This window comes from Paenibacillus methanolicus, assembly GCF_008124765.1.
In the GTDB taxonomy this organism is placed as follows: domain Bacteria; phylum Bacillota; class Bacilli; order Paenibacillales; family Paenibacillaceae; genus Paenibacillus_Z; species Paenibacillus_Z methanolicus.
Window position 1 is genome coordinate 364,120 of record NZ_VNHS01000008.1, and the last position, 18,023, is coordinate 382,142.

Sequence of the window (18,023 nt, forward strand, 5' to 3'; positions counted from 1 at the left end):
TCGCAGCACGCTTGAACGAATTGACCGCGTGCCCGCGAGAAAACATGCCGCAATCCGGTGAAACGGCTGTCACCGTCCCTTGCGGCGAAGCGCGTTTCACTCTGGAGAATTCTAAACTCGTTTATAGACGCGATGCTTGTAAAGTCTTAGAATTCAAAAAAATAACAACCGCGGCGGGTTGTTATTGGTCTTGCTCATATCCAACTGTTACTCTTCTTTCTCCGGCACGTTCTCCACTTGCACGTAGTCGCTGTAAATCTCTTCCAGCGCTACGCCGACTTGCTTATGCGATCGCGGTCCGCGAAGGTCGGACTTGACGCCGTCGCGCAGCATGCGCGCGCGGCGGGAAGCCGCCACGACCAGGGAGTATTTGCTATCGACTTTCTTCATCAATTCGTCAATGGACGGATATAGCATCGATTCACCTCATTCATGCTTTCTCGGACGTGGTCTGCATCTCTTCGAGACCGGCCAAAAACCGATCCTTCCGGCAATGCTCCGCCGTTATGATACTCTGTATGCGATGACAAGCAGCGTCAATCTCGTCGTTGACGACCGCATAATCATAATACCGAATCAAGCTCATCTCTTGCTCGGCGACCGTCATGCGGTGGTTGATTACCTCGGCGTTCTCGGTGCCGCGGCCAACGATCCGCTGCTTCAGCTCGTCAAGCGAAGGGGGAAGCAAGAAAATAAAGACGCCTTCCGGGAACTTCTCTTTCACTTTAAGCGCGCCTTGCACCTCGATCTCCAAGATGACATCCTTGCCGGAAGCCAGCGTGCGATCGACGAAGTCGCGCGGCGTGCCGTAGAAGTTGCCGACGTATTCGGCGTGTTCGAGCAGCGCGTCGCGGGCGATCATGTCCTGAAACTGCTCGCGCGTCTTGAAGAAATAGTTGATGCCGTCGATTTCGCCTTGACGCGGCGTGCGCGTCGTGGCGGACACCGAATACACCAGGTCGCTTTGCTTATGACGCAGAACGGAACATACGGTTCCCTTGCCGACCCCGGATGGGCCGGATAATACGATTAACAATCCCTTATTCATAATACTCCCCGTCGCTATTCGTCGTGATCGTCGTCCTTGGTGGACAACCGATGCGCAACCGTCTCCGGCTGTACAGCGGATAAGATGACATGATCGCTATCCGTAATAATAACCGCGCGCGTGCGGCGGCCATAGGTTGCGTCAATCAGCATGTGGCGGTCGCGCGCCTCTTGGATGATACGCTTGATCGGCGCCGATTCCGGGCTCACTATCGAAATGATACGGTTGGCGGACACGATGTTCCCGAAGCCGATGTTGATTAATTTAATCGCCATGTCAGGTTCCCCCTCCGGTCTTCCTCCAGCATAATGGCTGCAAAGAAATAATTAAAGATACGCAAGAATGATAAGAAGCGGCGAATCTGCCATATGATAGAAAAAGCAGAACCATTGCACTATTCTTGACGAAAAAAGTCCGGAGCATACGTTCGACCTTCCGGCTTATGCGCAGCCCGCAAACGGACCGTTTGCCTGTCCAGGACATGGCTATCCCCGGAAGCGAGTGCATTCATTGATCTATCATAATTCATTTTCGGATGTTGAACAAGTGTAAAAGCGCTTGAAGGAGAAAAAACGAGCTCGCGCGATCGGCGGCCCGTTTCACTTCTTCTCTCTTCCTTATCAAGACACCGTGCCGCGGTATACTTCCGCCGCCGGCCCCGTCATATAAACGTGATTATTGTCTTCGTTCCACTCGATCAGCAGGTCGCCGCCCTTAAGCGAGATGACCGCCTTGCGGTCCGTATAACCGTTCAGCACGGAAGCGACGAGCGTCGCGCAAGCGCCGGTGCCGCATGCCAGCGTCGGGCCTGCGCCGCGTTCCCATACGCGCATGTCCGCATAGTCCCGAGAGCGCACGGTCGTGAACTCCACGTTGATTTTGCGCGGGAACATCGGATGCGCTTCGAGCTTCGGTCCCCATGTCGCCAAATCGAACGTAGACGCGTCATCCACGTAGATTACGCAGTGCGGGTTGCCCATCGATACGGCGGTGAAGCGAAATTCCCGCCCGTCGACCTCGATCGCCTCGTCCAGCACCGGGCTCGCGTCCACCGTCGTCGGGATCCGCAATCCGTCGAGGACAGGCTGTCCCATATCGACGCGAACTTGAACCGCCTTCCCGTTCTCCACCGTCAGCTGTACCTTTTGAACACCGGCTCCCAGCGTCTCGACCGTTATTTCTTCCTTGTCCGTCAGTCCGCTGTCATAGACGTACTTGGCGACGCAGCGGATCGCGTTGCCGCATTGCTCCGCCTCGCTGCCGTCGGAATTAATGATACGCATTCGGAAATCGGCCGACTCCGAAGGAAGAATATAAACCATGCCATCAGCGCCGATGCCGAAATACCGGTTGCATAATTCTTCCGCCAGCGCTGCCGCGTTAACTGGGAGCTCGGTTTCGCCGGCAATGACGATAAAATCGTTGCCGAGTCCATTCATCTTCGTAAAGTTCATCGTTTGCACTCCTTCAAATGTTGCGCGGTCGCTCTAATTTGCTAATAGCATATCGCAAAGAAAGTCGAAACGCTATTCATAAATTGGCGCATTATTTGCACTCTGTTACCGCGCTTCGCCATACGCCGTAACGCGGCAAAGCCGTCCCGCGCGCGGAACGGCTTTGCCTGCAAACTTAAGCGGCAGGCTTTGAAGGCGCGAACGGCCGCCCTTGGCTGCGATTGTTCTTTTTCTTCTTCTCCGTCGTGCCGAGCACGCTGCCGATGCCCATGAGGAATGTTGGGATGCCGGCGGCGACCAGGACAAGGCACCATTCGCGCAACCCGATCGGCACCGTCTTGAAGATCGGTTGGAGCGCCTCGATGTACAGCACGCCGATCATGAGGAGCAGGGAAGACAGAACCGCCAGCACGAGATATTTATTTTGGAAAATGTTGCGGTGGAAAATCGAGCGCGAGCTTCTGCAATCGAACACGTGGATCAGCTGAGCCATAACGAGCGTGGCGAACGCGACGGTCTGCGCTTCCACGAGCTTCGCCGGATTGCCCGGATCTTCGCGCAGCGTAAGCCAGAAGGCGCCAAGCGTGCAGACGCCGATGAGAATGCCGCGGCTGATGATTTTCCAACCGAGCCGTCGGGCGAATATATTCTCCTTGGCCGAACGCGGCTTGTGCTGCATGAGATCCTTCTCCGCCTGGTCGACGCCGAGCGCCATCGCGGGCAGTCCGTCCGTGACGAGATTGACCCACAAAATTTGGATCGGCACGAGCGGAAGCGGGAGACCGGCCATCATCGCCAGGAACATCGTCAAAATTTCGCCGACGTTGGACGCGAGCAGATAGCGGATGAATTTGCGGATATTCTCGTAAATGCCGCGTCCTTCTTCGATTGCGGAGACGATCGTCGCGAAGTTGTCGTCGCTCAATACGAGCGAAGATGCTTCCTTCGAGACGTCCGTGCCGGTAATCCCCATCGCGATGCCGATATCGGCTGCTTTGATCGCGGGAGCGTCGTTCACCCCGTCTCCCGTCATCGCCACGACATGTCCTTTGCGCTGTAGCGCCTTGACGATACGCAATTTATGCTCCGGCGACACGCGCGCGTAGACGTACACATTATCCACGACGCCGTCGAGCTTCTCGTCGTCCATCGCGGCGAGCTGCTGACCGCTGAGCGTCTGACCGCCGCGCGGGATGATGCCGAGCTGCCCGGCGATCGCTTCGGCCGTCAGCTGGTGATCGCCCGTGATCATGACCGTCTTGATGCCGGCTCTTCTGCAGGTCGCGATCGAATCCCGCACCTCTTTGCGCGGCGGGTCGATCATGCCCGTCAATCCGACGAAGATGAGCTGGCATTCCACGTCTTCTTCGGACTCGTGGCGATCGGTCTGGCGCAAATCCCGGTAAGCGAAGCCGAGCACGCGAAGCGCCTGCTGGGCCATCGACTCGCTCGCCGCATTCACTTTCTGCTTCAGCGTCGGCGTGAACGGAACCACTTTGCCGTCCCACAGCACGTAACTGCACTGCTCCATCAACACGTCCGGCGCGCCCTTCGTGCATACCAAGCGGCCGCCTTGATGGCTAACGAGAACCGACATCCGTTTGCGCTCGGAATCGAAGGAGAATTCCTTCTCGCGCTTGTACAAGCTCTCGAGCGACTTCGCCGACACGCCGAGCTTCGCCGCCAGCACGGTCAGCGCGCCTTCGGTCGGATCCCCTTTCAACGTCCACTCCTCGGCCGCGACTGCAGGCTGGCCTCGCTTGCCGCGCTTGGGCTCGTTGTCCGGCTCGTTCTGGATCAGCTGCGCATTGTTGCAAAGCGCCGCGACCTGGAGCAACCGGCGAAGCGATTGATCCTGCTTCACGTCGACCGGCTTGCCCGCTTCATAGACTGCTCCTTGCGGCTCGTAGCCTTCGCCCGTCACGTCCATTTCCCGGCCGCCGATCCACATCTTGGTGACGGTCATTTTGTTCTGCGTTAGCGTGCCCGTCTTATCCGAGCAAATGACCGACGCGCAGCCTAGCGTCTCGACGGAAGGCAGTTTGCGCACGATCGCCCTGCGTTTGATCATCCGCTGCACGCCGAGCGCAAGAGCGATCGTCACGATTGCCGGCAAGCCTTCCGGTATGGCGGCGACGGCAAGGCTTACTCCCGCCAGGAACATCTCGTACGGCGGCTGACCGTGCAGGATGCCCGCCGCGACGACCATGACCGTCAATCCGAGCGCGACGACGATGAGGATTTTGCCCAACTGTTCCAAACGGTGCTGCAGCGGCGTCTCCATCGATTCGGTCTGCTGAATGAGTTCCGCGATTTTGCCCATTTCCGTGGACATGCCCGTTCGGATGACGATCCCCTTCGCGGACCCCCTCGTTATCATCGTCCCCATGAAGCCCGTGTTCTTCTGATCGCCCAGCGGGATGTCGTCGGCGGCGATCGGTTGGCTATGTTTATTGACGGGCACCGATTCGCCGGTCAGCGCGGATTCCTCCGCATAGCAGCTGCTCGTCTCGATCCATCGCAGATCGGCCGGAATCCGGTCGCCGCTTTCCAAGAAGACGATATCGCCCGGCACGAGCTCGCTCGCCGGAATCGCCTTCACCGTGCCGTCGCGGAGCACTTTGGCCGCCGGCGCGGACAATTCCTTGAGCGCCCGCAGCGACTTCTCGGCGCGGAACTCCTGGATAAAACCGAGAATGGCGTTAATGACGATGATCGCCACAATCGTGATGGCGTCCAAATACTCGCCCAGCAGACCGGATACCAGCGTCGCTCCAAGCAGGACCAGCACCATGAAATCTTTGAACTGATTGAAAAACAACGCTACCGGCGAAACTTTCTTCCCTTCGGAAAGCTCGTTGCGCCCCCCGCTGACAAGCCGCTCCCCCGCTTCGGCCTGCGAAAGCCCGGAGTCCAGCGAAGCGCGCAGCGTCTGCGCAAGCTCCTCCGTCCCCAATTGATGCCACTTCCGTTGTTCCATGCCGCGTCTCCCTCCCGTTACTTGCCGCCGCTAGGACAGCCTTCATGCCTAAATCTATTCGGACAACCCGCAAAATATCCCAGACCGGCCTTAAGTTTTTGGCCAATCTATGGCATGATAGGGAGATGACATACGGTTAAAGGAGAATTCAAACGCCATGGCACTAGACGGAATCGTAACACGTGCCGTCGTGCGCGAGCTGCAAACGCTCGTCGGCACGCGCATTCATAAAATACATCAACCGACCGACCATGACCTCGTGATGCAAATACGAGGCGGACAGACGCCGGGCAAGCTTCTGATCTCGGCCAATCCGACCTACCCGCGCATGCACTGGACCAACCAATCGTTCATGAACCCGCTGGAAGCGCCGATGTTCTGCATGCTGCTGCGCAAATATTGCGAAGGCGGCCAGATCGAAGAGGTGCTGCAAATCGGCACCGAACGCATCATTCATATTCGCGTGCGCCAGCGCGACGAGCTCGGGGATATCGCGCTCAAGACGATCGTCGTCGAGCTGATGGGCCGGCACAGCAACATTATCCTGCTTGATCATGCGACCGGCACGATCCATGACGGCATCCATCACGTAACGCCCGCCATCTCGAGCTACCGGATCGTCATGCCTGGGGCCGCGTATACCGCTCCGCCGGAGCAAGGGAAAACCGACCCGTTCGCCGTGCAGGACGAGACGTCCTTCTTGGCCGCGCTAGAGCGTCCGTTGGCGCAAACCAAGGATGATGAGGAGGCGCCGAAGCCGCCTTCGAACTTGGAGCAGCTGCTCGTCGCGGCATTCAGCGGGGTGAGTCCGCTGCTGGCCAGAGAGATTGTGCATCGCGGCGGAGCGTCTGGCGCGACGGATGCGCCGGACGCCGAGAGCGGCAAGGCCGTGTGGCCAGTCTACCAATCGATGATGGCCGAATTCGCCGCTCATCGCTATTCGCCGAACATCGTGGAGCCCGGCGAAAGCGGACAGCCGCGCAAGTCCGTCTTCTCGGTCGCGCCGCTCACGCATCTTGCGCATGGCAACGCGCAGACGTTCGATTCCATCAGCGGCTGTCTGGAAGCCTATTACGGAGACAAAGCCGAGCGGGATACGGTGAAGCAGCGCGTATCCGATTTGATTCGCTTCCTGCAGAACGAGCGGAATAAGAACGCCAAGAAGATCGAGAAGCTGCAGGAGACGCTGGTCGAGGCGAGCGGAGCGGACAAATACCGCATTCTCGGCGAGCTGCTAACGACTTACATGCACCAATTCCAGCGCGGGGACGCGTCGGTCGAAGTGATCAATTATTACGACGAAGAACAAAAACCCGTCGCGATCGCGCTCGATCCGCAGCTTTCGCCTTCGGAGAATGCCCAGCGCTACTTCAAACGTTATACGAAGCATAAGAATTCCTTGGAAGCCGTCGCCGTTCAGATGCAACAAGCGCGCGAAGAAATCGTCTACCTGGACGCCTTGCTTCAGCAGTTGGAGAGCGCGTCGCTAGCGGACATCGACGAAATCCGCGAGGAACTCGTCGAGCAAGGTTATTTGCGAGACCGGGCCAAACGCGGCGCCAAGAAGCGCAAGAACGCCAAGCCGGCGCTGCTGTGCTACACGTCGAGCGAAGGCATTCCGATCTACGTCGGCAAGAATAATACGCAGAACGATTTTTTGACGAACAAGACGGCGGGGCCGAACGAAACGTGGCTGCATACCAAAGACATTCCGGGTTCGCACGTCGTCATTCGGGCCACCGAATTCGGGAACGCCACGCTCGAAGAGGCGGCCATGCTCGCGGCGCATTACAGCCAAGCCCGCTCTTCTTCCCTCGTGCCGGTCGATTATACGCTGATTCGCTACGTCAAAAAGCCAAGCGGCGCCAAGCCCGGCTTTGTCATTTACGATCATCAGAAAACGTTGTTCATTACGCCGGACGAGCAGCGCATCAAATCGTGGCCGTCCGTGACCAAGTAGCCATCGCCTAGATTGTCCCAAAGACAAACAAGGCTACCGTCTCCCTGTTCGGGAGCGCGGAAGCCTTGTTTGTCTTGCTGTTATTTCGCGCTGCATTCTCATAATCGCTTAGACCCGCCAAGCCGGGTTCAGCTGCTTTAGCACGGCCGCATCCACCGTACGGTGGCCGATCGGTCCATGGAAAACGTCCTCGCCGGCGCGAACGCCGTGGAAATCGGAGCCGCCCGTAACAATGAGTCCGTACTGGCTCGCAAGCTTGACGTACTTCGCTTCATCCTCGGGGGCGTGATCGGAGTGATAGGCTTCGATGCCTTCCGCCCCGGCGCGGATGATGTCTTCCACTAGCGAGTCGTTGCCATAGAGGCCGGGATGCGCAATCACGCTCGTGCCGCCCGCCTCCCGAATCCATTCCAATGCCTCGAACGGCGACAAGCGCGAAGCGCTCGCGTATGCCTGAGCTCCCGCTGCCAAATACTTCTCGAATGCTTCCTGCGTGGAACCGACCGCGCCTCTAGCCACGAGCACCGCAGCGATATGGGGACGTCCGATCGTCCCGCTGTCTTTCCCCGCGCGGCGCGCCTCGGCCATCACGTCCGCCATCGTGATCGCGATGCCCAGCTTGCCTAATTTCTCCAATATCAGCTCGTTGCGCCTGTTCCGGCCGTTCAACAGCGTTCCGAGCTTCTCCCGCCAACGGTCGCTGCGCCAATCCGTGTAATACCCGAGGATGTGGATGTCGCAGCCTCCGGCGTACGTGCTGATCTCGACGCCCGGGACGACCGCGATGCCAAGCCGCTCCCCTTCGTTCACGGCTTCCTCGACGCCATCGACCGTGTCATGGTCCGTTATGCCAACAGCCGCCAGCCCTGCGGCTTTGGCCATTCGCACATTGTCCGCCGGACGCTGCAAGCCGTCCGATGCGGTCGTATGCGTATGCAGATCCGCCAAGTTTACAGCCATTGCTTCAAATCCCTCTCTCTTAAGAAAGTCAAGAACGTGACGGCCGAGATCGGCAGCAACGCCGACTTCAAGTAGATCGAATAAAATTGCCGCTTGAACGTCATATCCGTGAGCGGAATCGTGTGGATCAACCCGAGCGCGATCTCGTGCTTGACCGAAGAAGCAGACAGAAACGAAACGCCGAGCCCTGCTTCGACGGCAGATTTGACCGCGCCGGTACTACCCAGCTCCATGACGATCTTCAACTTGGACGGATCGATATCGTGTCTGCGCATTTGCTCCTCCATGACTAGACGCGTGCCGGAGCCTTGTTCGCGAAGTACGAACGGGTATGCAATCGCGTCGGCGATCGACACCTCCGCGGCCTGCGCCAACGGATGCGATTTGTCCACGACAAGCAGCAATTCGTCGCTCATGACAGCTTCCGTATGGATATCCGTATGGTTGACTGGTGCTTCGACCAGTCCAAAATTCAACTGGTGCCCCAAAATATCTTCCAAAATTTGAGACGTATTCATGACTTTCATGCTAATGGCAATATGCGGAAACTCCTGGCCGAAAGGACCCAGCAGTCGCGGAAGGATATATTCGCCGATGGTCAGGCTGGATCCTAGCTGCAACCTGCCTTTCAGCTGTTTCGTGAATTTGGACATATGCGCGTCGGTTTCCCGGATCAGCTCAATGCTCCGCAAGGCGAAAGGCATCAGTGCGCGGCCGGCTTCCGTCAGATCGATCCTCTTGGTCGACCGCTGAAGCAGCTTCGTGCCGAAATAGTCTTCCAGCGATTGAACCTGCATCGTGACGGCCGGCTGAGTCATGTGCAGCGCCTGAGCGGCTGCGGAGAAGCTCCCCCGTTCGGCGACGGTATAGAATATATGCAGCTGGTGAAAATTAAGGGCCATCGATGCTACCTTCCTTCCTATCTATGCCCTCCATTATACAGGCTGACCGAAAAGTAAAAAAGCATGCGTCACGATCCTAACGCATGCTTGTCCGTTATTTCCGTTTTCGGCTATTCTTGATCAGCGTCATTCTTCTAGAATGGCGAAGCCACGAATAATAGGATTTGAGATCCCGCAGTTCGATCGTCTCGGACATCCGTCCGAGGAACGTCACGACGATCATCTTATGCAGCGGGTTGCCGGCAATGTCCGTCTCCTTCTCCAACGTGGTGAATTCCGCGACGAATACCAGATCATCATCAATTAAATATACATCCTGCTCGTTTCGGTAATACGGCTCGATTCTTCCTTGTTTCAAGCACTGCCATAAAAAGCCGGCAATGTCCTCGAATCCCGTCTTCTCGCTCTCAACACGGTCGGCCCAACGGCTCTTGGCATGGTTCGTGATGACAATATCTGCAACTTTCTTGTCGCCGAGAACGACGTGAAAAGGTTCGTACGTGCTCCATCTTTCCGTCATCTTATCTTTCATCGCGATCCACCCCTCCTTAAGAAGCAGGCCTTATTATCTATATTTATACACGATTTCATTTTATCATGCCTGTCCAAGATTTCAACTCAAAAATAAAGTTAAACCAATATTGTAATAATATGGATTGATGAGGAAAAATAGACTTCCGCTTCCTAAAGAGGCAGCGGAAGTCTATCAATAAGAGCCGCTATCGGGCTTACAGGCTGTAAAACCGGGTCTTGTCCGGTACGCCTTGCGTATATTCGGTCTTAATTTCATTGCGATACGAACGTTCAATCCTTCTGACGAAGGATAGGCGCTGCATGTTGCGGACGGTTTCATCCGCTCGGTCGGCGTTCATGTACATGACCACGTAATGCATCTTGCGGGACATATAATGGACGCTACCGTATTTCTCGAGCGTACGGGCAGCTTTCAAATCGCTAACCCATACGATATAACCGACTCGCTCTGAAAACTGCATTCTCTTCCCCCCATGTTCCCCGCGTTAACCGCAGCCTCCCGAGCCACAGCCGCACGACCCGCCGCTACCGCAGCCGCCGCCGGCCTTCTCGTTGCCCGGCACCTTGATCGTCTCCGAGATCGAGCCGGCTAATTGGGTGGCCACCTCATGAAGCAGCTCGTCCAACGCCTTCTCGGCAGCCTTGAACCGGCTCACGCTCGGAATGGCGTCCAGCTCTCGCTGAATCGACTTCACCTTATCTTTGGCGGCGTGAAAATCCGGATGAAACCGGCCGAAACGCTCCGTCTCCTCGAAAGCTTCCTTCGCTTTCGCAAAACGCTTCATTTCGCGTTGAATCTGCTCGTCTTGCTCGACCAACGTTTTCAAATATAAATATTCGGCCATTTCGGCCGATTGGTTAATCATATCGCCAAGCTCGTATGCATCAAGCATCATTCGACCCATGTCGTATGCTTCTACGCGGTGATCGGCGTCGTAGAATGGCTCGCTCCATGCCAGCTGCGCATGCTCATCCGTTGACATTGCTTGCATTTCCCGCCCACTCCCTTCCTCGTTGCCGCCGGCCTCGGAACGGGCCGGAACAATCGAACGTTATCGCAGGTTTACAATACGATAAACTTCTATCATCATACCATATGACCGATCATGAGAGGAAGCACTACCGGCCTCAATATTTGGTAAACTCCGGGATAACGAGCATCATTTCGTCCCACATATGGGGCGCGAGCAGCGTTCGTTCCACTTGGCCGTCCAAGCTGAGATCGCCGGTAACGCGCCATCCCTCCTCGTCTTCGACGAGCTTGTCCGGAATGAACGGCACGGCTTGCCCTCTTATATTAAGCTTAACCGCCGTACGCCAAATTAAAGCGCGTTCCACCAGTTCCCTGCGCGTCGAAGGATGATATTGCCTCATCTGGCTTCGCCATGTGACCGGCACGCTGTCGAGTCCCTGGAAAAGGGCCGCCGGATCGGAAGGTCTGAGCTCCGTCATCTCTTTAGTATCATGCGGAAGCACGACCGGTCTGTCTTCGGGCGCAGCCGGCGCCGGACATTCTTTGTTCTCGTTCTTCGAGAGCAGAGCATCGAATGTACGCGACTTTGCCGTTTCGCGCATTTCCCCCGAACCTTCGCTCATCCAACCCTCGATGGCCATGACCAGCGCAAGCGGGACTGCTTCGCCGTTGATTTGGTTTAGAAAGGTAAAAATCCGCTCGCCCGATATGCCCGATTCCGCCGCCTTTCGGAGCGGATCCGCCTCTAGCCGGTAGACGCCGACGACGTCCGACGACACGCGCCTTGCAATCAACTCCAAACCGAAAGCCGCGTACTGCGGGCCTTCCCGAGGAACAAACACATCTCCGTCGGGCGCGATTTGCGCGTACGGCGGTCCGGCCGAATCGCTCGTAGCTTCGCCCAAGTCAACGACCCATCTGTAGACATGTTGACCGCCTAAAGTTACCGCCTTCTCCATCCAGCCCAGGCTAGTCATCAGGCGGCACCAGTCGAATATCGCCATCGCGAACCGTTCCTCGAGGTGTGCCGGCGAACACCATTGCAAGGCAGGCCAGCCGAAGACAAAAGCAGCCGCATTGGCAAGCGAAGGTACTGCAGCCGCATATTGATCCGTCCAAAAGGCGACTAGGGCGGATTCCCGTTTCGCTTGCGTTTGATTCAACCATGAAAGCAATCGGCGCGTTTCTAACCGACAATCTCGACCTTCAAGCACGAGCCACCCTTCATGCAAGGCAAAATCAAGAAACAACGCATATGGGAGCGGGCAACTCGGTTCGCGGGCGGCCAGTTTGAGCTGCGCAAGGTCATACTCCTTCATGGCGAGCGCCCGGACTACCTTCTCGATCGTGCGTTTCGGCCAACTGCCCTTGGACGTTTGCGCAAGCCCGCAATTCACAAGTTCCGCCACGCCGTGCATCAGTCGTTCTCCCAGCGGCAGAGGCGATTCTTCTTCGATGGCGTCCAGACTGAATTGCAGCGTGCTCTCGTCCACGGCGATCGGGTGCAAAGTCGGGTACACCTCCCTCCAACAACGCCGGAATTGAGCCCCCGGCATCATAAACACCTTGTCTCCCCAGCCCTTGCGATAACTCTTCAGCAGTCCGGCCAGCTCCAGTTCGATCAAGCCAAGGCGATATTCCGCCCCGGAACAGCCCGGATGGACATGACGAAGCAGCTGCTCGTCGCGAAACGGCAGCATGCCGAATTGCTTCATAAGGGATTGCAGCGTCTGTCTTCCGTTCGGACTCAAACATTCGATGCGTTTCCTTGTTTCGTCCACCTTCAATTCGCTCCCATTCCTTCCAACTCGCCGCCTGCCGTGCCCAAGAGCGGCTTCTCCCACTTCGTCACCTCGTATTGGTACCCTTGCTCCAAGAGGAACAACTGCCGCCGGCGCGCGAATTGCGTTTCTTTCGTTCCATCGGTCACCAAGGTATAGAACCAAGCGGCATTCTCGCCCGTCTTCGGCCGCAAAATACGTCCGATCCGCTGCGCTTCCTCTTGTCTGGAGCCATAGCTCCCCGATACTTGTATGGCTACGGCGGCATCTGGAAGATCCACCGCGAAATTGGCGACCTTGGAGACGACGAGCACCGGAATATCTCCCGATTTGAAGCCGGCATACAGCCTTTCGCGTTCGGCATGCGGCAGCTCGCCGCTTAGAACGGGCGCGTTCAGCCTCTCGCCGATCTCGTGCAGCTGGCGCAAGTATTGACCGATTACCAGCGCGGGTTTGCCCCGGTGCCGCTCAAGCAGCCTTGAGACGGCTTCCGTCTTCGCCTTGTTCTCCGCCGCGATTCGAAGCTTCTCCACGCCGGCCGCCTCCTCGTAGGTAGATCGCTCTCCATCGGGGAGCGGGAGCCGGATTTCCGAGCAAGTAACCTCCGCGATCCACCGCTGCTCCTCGAGCGCTTTCCACGGCATGTCGTATCGCTTCGGACCGATCAGCGAGAACACGTCGGTCTCCCTTCCATCCTCGCGGACGAGCGTTGCGGTTAGTCCAAGCCTCCGCGTCGCCTGGAGGTCCGCCGTCATGCGGAAGACGGGAGCGGGCAGGAGATGCACTTCGTCGTATATAATCAGTCCCCAGTTCCGCTCGTTAAAAAGTCGCATATGCTCGAATTCATCGGTTTTCTGCTTGCGGTGCGTCAAAATTTGGTACGTGGCGATCGTGACCGGCTTTACTTCTTTCGCCTTCCCCGCGTATTCGCCGATGTGCTCGTCCCCGAGCGTCGTCTTGTCCAGCAACTCCTGCCGCCATTGCTTGACGGAGGTAACGTTGGAAGTCAGGATGAGGGTGTCGCAATGCAGGCGGCTCAACGCCCCGATGCCGATCAGCGTCTTGCCTGCGCCGCACGGCAGCACGAGCACGCCGCTGCCGCCGTCCATTCGCTCCTCGCAGTAGAACATGTCCACGGCCCGCTTCTGGTAGTCCCGCAGCCCGAACGCTTTGCCCCCTCGCGTCACCTCCCGCATCTGCACGTTTAAGGATTCGCCGTGCCTATATCCCGCCAGATCGATGACCGGATAGCCGATCCTCGTCAGTTCTTGTTTAAGCGCGCCGCGCATTTCCGGACTCGCTATGCGCTCCCCATCGCCGGATTCGTTCAGCATTCCTGCCAGATAGGGGATTGCCATTAGCTGCTCCATCAGTTTTTCCTCTCCGCGCAGACGCAGAAGGCCATCTTCGCCGCGGATGAGTTTCAGTTGGCCGTATCGTCCCATCAACGTGCGGATATGCGACGTTACTTTTTGCGGAAGCTCGTAACAGTTATAGCGGCCAAGCTCGCCGATGACTTCATCGGCCGACATGCCGGCTACCGCCGCGTTCCAAAGGGACAAGGGCGTAATTCGGTATGTATGGACGTGGCCCGGTCTTTTGGTCAAATCCGCAAACCGGGATAACGATTGGCGGGCGGCCTCGGCGTCGCGGTGCCGCTCGTCCAGCAGAACCGTCGAATCCGATTGCACGATAAAAGGCCGGTCTTCGCGCTTCAGCACGTTTCATCCACTCCTTATGGGCACATTCGCTCCATCTTTTCTAGTCAGTATGAAATGAACCGTCCGGTTTTATTCCTTTTAGAAGCATAAAAAACGCATGCCGTCTCGGCATGCGTTCATTTAGCGCGCTTACTCATTCACAAGGAATCGTTACCGTATACTCGCCGGTTCGCGGTGCTGCTGCTCCGATATGCTGCTTAGCGCCTCGCCCGCTTCGTTCACGAAAATTTCGCGAACCGCCAAATCGCCGATCGACACGATGCCGAGCAGATTGCCGTTCTCGACGACGGGCAGCCTGCGGATCTGACTGGTTGCCATAATTTTGGCGGCTTCATCCACGGAGATGTCCGGCTGAATGGAGCGAATGTCCGTCGTGATCACTTCGGAAACGGCCGTCGAGCCGGAATGTTTGGCCGCATATCCGCGGATGACCAGGTCACGGTCGGTCACGACCCCGATCAGCTTCTCGCCTTCGACGACCGGCACGAAGCCGATATCGTGATTTTTCATAATCGTGGCCAGTTCGAAAATATTATCTTGGGTCGTCGCGGTCACGACGTCTTTGGACATGATCTCCCGTACTTTCTTCATTGCGATGGTCCCCCTCGTCAGCAGGTGGCATGCTTCTGCCCCGAACGTTAGCTTGAACCGGGCGGGCATTCGCCATGCATCGACGGGCGGTGGGAGTTTTAAGCTGGCTTGGAGCCCGCGAAGTCTTCCGCCATCGCGATCATGAGTCGGGCGGATACGAGCATGGCTCTTTCGTCCACGTTGAATCTCGGATGGTGGTGGGGGAACGTTGCGCCTGCCTCTTCGTTGCCGGCGCCAACGAACATGAAACAGCCTTTGGTCTCCTTCACGTAATACGCGAAATCCTCGCCGGCCATAATTAATGAAGACTCCCGAACGGCCTCCTCGCCGAATTGCTCGTGCGCAACGCGGAAAAACCGCCGCGTCTCTTCTTCGTTGTTCACGACCGGCGGATAGCCCATCCGATAATCCATCTCCGACTTCGCGCCATACAGCTCGGCCGTGCGAGCCACCACTTCTTCCAGACGCTTGCGGATGCCATAGCGCGCCTCTTCCGTAAAACTGCGGACCGTCCCCTTCAAGTGGCAGCGCTCCGCGATGACGTTTGCGGTCGTACCGGCTTGTATGGAACCAACGGTCACGACGGCCGGTTCTAGCGGATTGACGTTGCGGCTGACGATCGACTGCAGCGCCTGGACAAGCGCCGAACCGACGAAGACCGTATCGACCGTCTCGTGCGGAAGTCCGCCATGCCCGCCTCGGCCGACAAGCTCGATATCGAATTCGTCCGCGGATGCCATGAACGGGCCGCTGCGGGTCGCGACGGTTCCGTACGGGAACGGCGTCCACAGATGTACGCCGTATATGGCATCCACGCCATTCAACGCCCCATCCCGAATCATATCCAGCGCGCCGCCTGGCGTGACTTCCTCCGCGGGTTGGAACAACAGTCTCCGCTCGCCCTCGAAGTCGCCGTCCAGCGACGCGTAATAGGAAGCTATACCTAACATAGTCGCCGTATGGGCATCATGTCCGCAAGCATGCATAATGCCGGGCACGGTCGACGCATACTCGCATGTTTTCTCGTCTTGAATCGGCAGGGCGTCAATATCCGCCCGAAGCGCGACTACCGGCCCTTGCCGCTTGCCGCGTAGCACGGCCACGATGCCGTAACCGCCGACGCCTTCTTTGAATTCGCAACCGATTGCCCGCAGCTGCTCCGCGATCCATGCCGACGTCCGGCTCTCTTGAAAGGAAAGCTCGGGATGGCGATGCAGGTAACGGCGCCACGCGACAATACGGGGATAGACGGTTTGCAGATATTCCTCCACGGGATTAACTTCGCTCATGCCTACAAACCTCCTCGCCCTGTCTTTCGTTTGTCCTCTATTGTACCAGATGCCCGTTCGCTCTCGAAAGTTGTTTTGGGCGATCGGCGTTCCATTTTTCGTTAAACTGTCACTTTTGCCCTATTTCGAGCGTTGGCGCAAGGCTTGCACTGGAAAAGGAAACATACTATCATGGATAAAGAAACCTGCCCTGAAGCCGGAAAACGCTTCACTGCGCTCTTGGCTTAACTTTAAGGAGGATCATCCATGATTATCGAGAATACAGGACTTAACGGCCTGACTAGCGACCTTGCTCACCTTGATGAATCCGCGGAGAAAGTCGGGTTTGTCCGTTGGCAATGGGAATATTATCGCGCTACATACGACTTGAAGCTGGAAGACCGCGCGAACCACGCCGAGTACTATCTGCGGATCAGCACGCGCGCGATCGAAGGCAAATTGGAATCGGCGCATGCCGTACTTCAGCTGGAATCCGTCTACATCGGACGAGCTACTTTCCCGCACGGCCTGGAATACGAATCTCCGGTGCCTCAACAGATTCTTAACGCGGCTACGCAGCGTTTGCAAGAACTGAAGAAGCTCCTTGCCTAGTCGCGAGACAACATTATGAAGACAAAAACGAACGGCCTGCGCGGCAGGCCGGATTTTTTGCTTCTCGTCCTCATCCTCCTGCTCGTCGGGTTTGGGCTGGTTATGGTATTCAGCGCAAGCTCGAACATGGCACTGATCAACTATAACGACCCCTTCTATTTCGTGAAGATGCAGTTCTTATGGGCTGTTCTTGGCACGTTCATGATGCTGTTCATCATGAATATCCCCTATATCGCCTTTAAGAAAGGCTTCCTGCTTTATTTCATTCCGGCGTTCATCATGTTGATTTTGGTCGCGATTCCCGGTATCGGCGAAATACGCAATGGCGCGCGCAGCTGGTTCGGCATCGGCGGACTCGGGGTACAGCCGACGGAATTTATCAAGCTGGGGCTTATTTTATATTTAGGGGCGCTGATCGCCAAGAAGGGCGAGAAGATTCGGGATCTCAAAAAAGGCCTCTTTCCGATTTTCATTATCGTCGGCGCGATATGCGGCTTAATTATGCTGCAGCCCGACTTAGGCGGATGTATCGTAATAGCGGGTACTTCGTTGCTTATCATCGTGGCCGGCGGAGCAAACCTAAGACAGCTAATATTCGCCTTGACGATCATCTCGCTATTCGTTGCGGTCGTCGTCAGTATTTCGATGATGAGCAACCCCGAAGGATGGCAATATCGAATCGACCGTTTCACCGCGTTCCTCGACCCGACATCCGACGAGCAGTATACGACGTTTCATCTCTCGCGTTCCCTGCAAGCATTGGGACACGGAGGGGTGACGGGAACCGGATTCGGCCATAGCGTGCAGAAGCTCACGTATTTGCCTTATGCCTACAGCGATTTTATCTTCTCCATCATTGCCGAGGAGTTCGGCTTTATCGGAAGCACGCTGTTCCTAATCGTCTACCTGCTATTCATTTGGCGCGGTCTCATCGTGGCGGTACGCTGTCAAGATTCCTACGGTACGATCGTTGGCGTTGGCATCGTGAGCTTGATTGCGATTCAGGCCATCGTTAATATCGGCGGCGTTACCGGCGCGATGCCGCTCACCGGGGTTACGCTGCCATTCATTAGTCACGGGGGATCGTCTCTCCTTGTCACGTTGATATCGATGGGCGTGCTGCTTAGCATTTCGCGCGACCATAACAAGCCGGATCGGCAGACAACGCGTACGACCAAAAAGTCGCGCACAACCGATTCCAATCCGCAACGAAGAAACCTCCGTCCTTTATAGGATCGG

At 56.8% G+C, this 18,023-nt stretch carries 17 protein-coding genes; 3 read left to right on the top strand and 14 right to left on the bottom strand.

Going from position 1 to position 18,023, the window contains the following annotated elements; genetic code table 11:
• Window positions 1-207: 207 nt before the first annotated feature.
• The 5 genes from rpoZ to BCM02_RS21965 all read right to left on the bottom strand — a co-directional run bounded on the left by rpoZ (window position 208) and on the right by BCM02_RS21965 (window position 5,482).
• Window positions 208-417, bottom strand: a complete 210-nt coding sequence (gene rpoZ, locus BCM02_RS21945; protein WP_148931271.1) for a DNA-directed RNA polymerase subunit omega — start codon at window positions 415-417, stop codon at window positions 208-210.
• Between the two features lie 13 nt (window positions 418-430).
• On the bottom strand, window positions 431-1,048 hold the full coding sequence (gene gmk, locus BCM02_RS21950) for a guanylate kinase (RefSeq protein WP_148931272.1): 618 nt from the start codon (window positions 1,046-1,048) through the stop codon (window positions 431-433).
• A gap of 14 nt (window positions 1,049-1,062) precedes the next feature.
• Window positions 1,063-1,323, bottom strand: a complete 261-nt coding sequence (gene remA / locus BCM02_RS21955; protein ID WP_020615370.1) for an extracellular matrix/biofilm regulator RemA — start codon at window positions 1,321-1,323, stop codon at window positions 1,063-1,065.
• Window positions 1,324-1,668: 345 nt separating this feature from the next.
• Window positions 1,669-2,502, bottom strand: coding sequence for a diaminopimelate epimerase (dapF, locus tag BCM02_RS21960; protein ID WP_148931273.1), 834 nt, complete (start codon window positions 2,500-2,502; stop codon window positions 1,669-1,671).
• A gap of 175 nt (window positions 2,503-2,677) precedes the next feature.
• Window positions 2,678-5,482 carry a calcium-translocating P-type ATPase, SERCA-type gene (locus BCM02_RS21965; RefSeq protein ID WP_148931274.1) on the bottom strand — a complete coding sequence of 935 codons (2,805 nt, stop codon included), beginning with the start codon at window positions 5,480-5,482 and terminating at the stop codon, window positions 2,678-2,680.
• A 157-nt stretch (window positions 5,483-5,639) separates the two neighbouring features.
• Between BCM02_RS21965 and BCM02_RS21970 the strand changes: the two genes are divergently transcribed.
• Window positions 5,640-7,442 (top strand): Rqc2 family fibronectin-binding protein, encoded by a 1,803-nt coding sequence (locus tag BCM02_RS21970; RefSeq protein WP_148931275.1) that lies wholly within the window; start codon window positions 5,640-5,642, stop codon window positions 7,440-7,442.
• 108 nt (window positions 7,443-7,550) lie between these two features.
• Here the strand turns inward: BCM02_RS21970 and BCM02_RS21975 are convergent, their stop codons facing one another.
• From BCM02_RS21975 to BCM02_RS22015, 9 genes are all read right to left on the bottom strand, one after another.
• A complete protein-coding gene (locus BCM02_RS21975; protein ID WP_148931276.1) occupies window positions 7,551-8,402 on the bottom strand; it encodes a PHP domain-containing protein in 852 nt (283 codons plus the stop codon).
• Entirely contained in the window at window positions 8,393-9,304 is a 912-nt protein-coding gene (locus tag BCM02_RS21980; protein WP_148931277.1) for a selenium metabolism-associated LysR family transcriptional regulator, read from the bottom strand. Before BCM02_RS21980 ends, BCM02_RS21975 begins: the two co-directional genes overlap by 10 nt.
• Window positions 9,305-9,398: 94 nt before the next feature.
• Window positions 9,399-9,836: a hypothetical protein gene (locus BCM02_RS21985; protein WP_148931278.1), complete on the bottom strand. Its 438-nt coding sequence runs from the start codon at window positions 9,834-9,836 to the stop codon at window positions 9,399-9,401.
• A gap of 196 nt (window positions 9,837-10,032) precedes the next feature.
• Window positions 10,033-10,299, bottom strand: coding sequence for a YlbG family protein (locus BCM02_RS21990; protein WP_148931279.1), 267 nt, complete (start codon window positions 10,297-10,299; stop codon window positions 10,033-10,035).
• Window positions 10,300-10,323: 24 nt separating this feature from the next.
• On the bottom strand, window positions 10,324-10,830 hold the full coding sequence (locus tag BCM02_RS21995; RefSeq protein WP_246183499.1) for a YlbF/YmcA family competence regulator: 507 nt from the start codon (window positions 10,828-10,830) through the stop codon (window positions 10,324-10,326).
• Between the two features lie 136 nt (window positions 10,831-10,966).
• Entirely contained in the window at window positions 10,967-12,592 is a 1,626-nt protein-coding gene (locus BCM02_RS22000; RefSeq protein WP_148931280.1) for a helicase-associated domain-containing protein, read from the bottom strand.
• 2 nt (window positions 12,593-12,594) lie between these two features.
• A complete protein-coding gene (locus BCM02_RS22005; protein ID WP_148931281.1) occupies window positions 12,595-14,313 on the bottom strand; it encodes a DNA repair helicase XPB in 1,719 nt (572 codons plus the stop codon).
• A 150-nt stretch (window positions 14,314-14,463) separates the two neighbouring features.
• The gene (locus BCM02_RS22010; protein WP_148931282.1) at window positions 14,464-14,904 is read right to left on the bottom strand and encodes a CBS domain-containing protein; all 441 of its coding nucleotides are present in this window, start codon (window positions 14,902-14,904) and stop codon (window positions 14,464-14,466) included.
• A 98-nt stretch (window positions 14,905-15,002) separates the two neighbouring features.
• Window positions 15,003-16,193: a M20 metallopeptidase family protein gene (locus BCM02_RS22015; protein WP_148931283.1), complete on the bottom strand. Its 1,191-nt coding sequence runs from the start codon at window positions 16,191-16,193 to the stop codon at window positions 15,003-15,005.
• 246 nt (window positions 16,194-16,439) lie between these two features.
• Between BCM02_RS22015 and BCM02_RS22020 the strand changes: the two genes are divergently transcribed.
• Together BCM02_RS22020 and ftsW are read left to right on the top strand one after the other, a co-directional pair.
• Window positions 16,440-16,784, top strand: coding sequence for a YugN family protein (locus BCM02_RS22020; protein WP_148931284.1), 345 nt, complete (start codon window positions 16,440-16,442; stop codon window positions 16,782-16,784).
• A gap of 15 nt (window positions 16,785-16,799) precedes the next feature.
• A complete protein-coding gene (ftsW, locus tag BCM02_RS22025; protein ID WP_148931285.1) occupies window positions 16,800-18,017 on the top strand; it encodes a putative lipid II flippase FtsW in 1,218 nt (405 codons plus the stop codon).
• The last annotated feature ends 6 nt before the right edge of the window (window positions 18,018-18,023 follow it).

Bases quoted from the DNA above. Each gene is read 5' to 3' on its own strand.
- rpoZ (WP_148931271.1), bottom strand. From the start codon at position 417: ATGCTATATCCGTCCATTGACGAATTGATGAAGAAAGTCGATAGCAAA.
- gmk (WP_148931272.1), bottom strand. From the start codon at position 1,048: ATGAATAAGGGATTGTTAATCGTATTATCCGGCCCATCCGGGGTCGGC.
- remA (WP_020615370.1), bottom strand. From the start codon at position 1,323: ATGGCGATTAAATTAATCAACATCGGCTTCGGGAACATCGTGTCCGCC.
- dapF (WP_148931273.1), bottom strand. From the start codon at position 2,502: ATGAACTTTACGAAGATGAATGGACTCGGCAACGATTTTATCGTCATT.
- BCM02_RS21965 (WP_148931274.1), bottom strand. From the start codon at position 5,482: ATGGAACAACGGAAGTGGCATCAATTGGGGACGGAGGAGCTTGCGCAG.
- BCM02_RS21970 (WP_148931275.1), top strand. From the start codon at position 5,640: ATGGCACTAGACGGAATCGTAACACGTGCCGTCGTGCGCGAGCTGCAA.
- BCM02_RS21975 (WP_148931276.1), bottom strand. From the start codon at position 8,402: ATGGCTGTAAACTTGGCGGATCTGCATACGCATACGACCGCATCGGAC.
- BCM02_RS21980 (WP_148931277.1), bottom strand. From the start codon at position 9,304: ATGGCCCTTAATTTTCACCAGCTGCATATATTCTATACCGTCGCCGAA.
- BCM02_RS21985 (WP_148931278.1), bottom strand. From the start codon at position 9,836: ATGAAAGATAAGATGACGGAAAGATGGAGCACGTACGAACCTTTTCAC.
- BCM02_RS21990 (WP_148931279.1), bottom strand. From the start codon at position 10,299: ATGCAGTTTTCAGAGCGAGTCGGTTATATCGTATGGGTTAGCGATTTG.
- BCM02_RS21995 (WP_246183499.1), bottom strand. From the start codon at position 10,830: ATGCAAGCAATGTCAACGGATGAGCATGCGCAGCTGGCATGGAGCGAG.
- BCM02_RS22010 (WP_148931282.1), bottom strand. From the start codon at position 14,904: ATGAAGAAAGTACGGGAGATCATGTCCAAAGACGTCGTGACCGCGACG.
- BCM02_RS22015 (WP_148931283.1), bottom strand. From the start codon at position 16,193: ATGAGCGAAGTTAATCCCGTGGAGGAATATCTGCAAACCGTCTATCCC.
- BCM02_RS22020 (WP_148931284.1), top strand. From the start codon at position 16,440: ATGATTATCGAGAATACAGGACTTAACGGCCTGACTAGCGACCTTGCT.
- ftsW (WP_148931285.1), top strand. From the start codon at position 16,800: ATGAAGACAAAAACGAACGGCCTGCGCGGCAGGCCGGATTTTTTGCTT.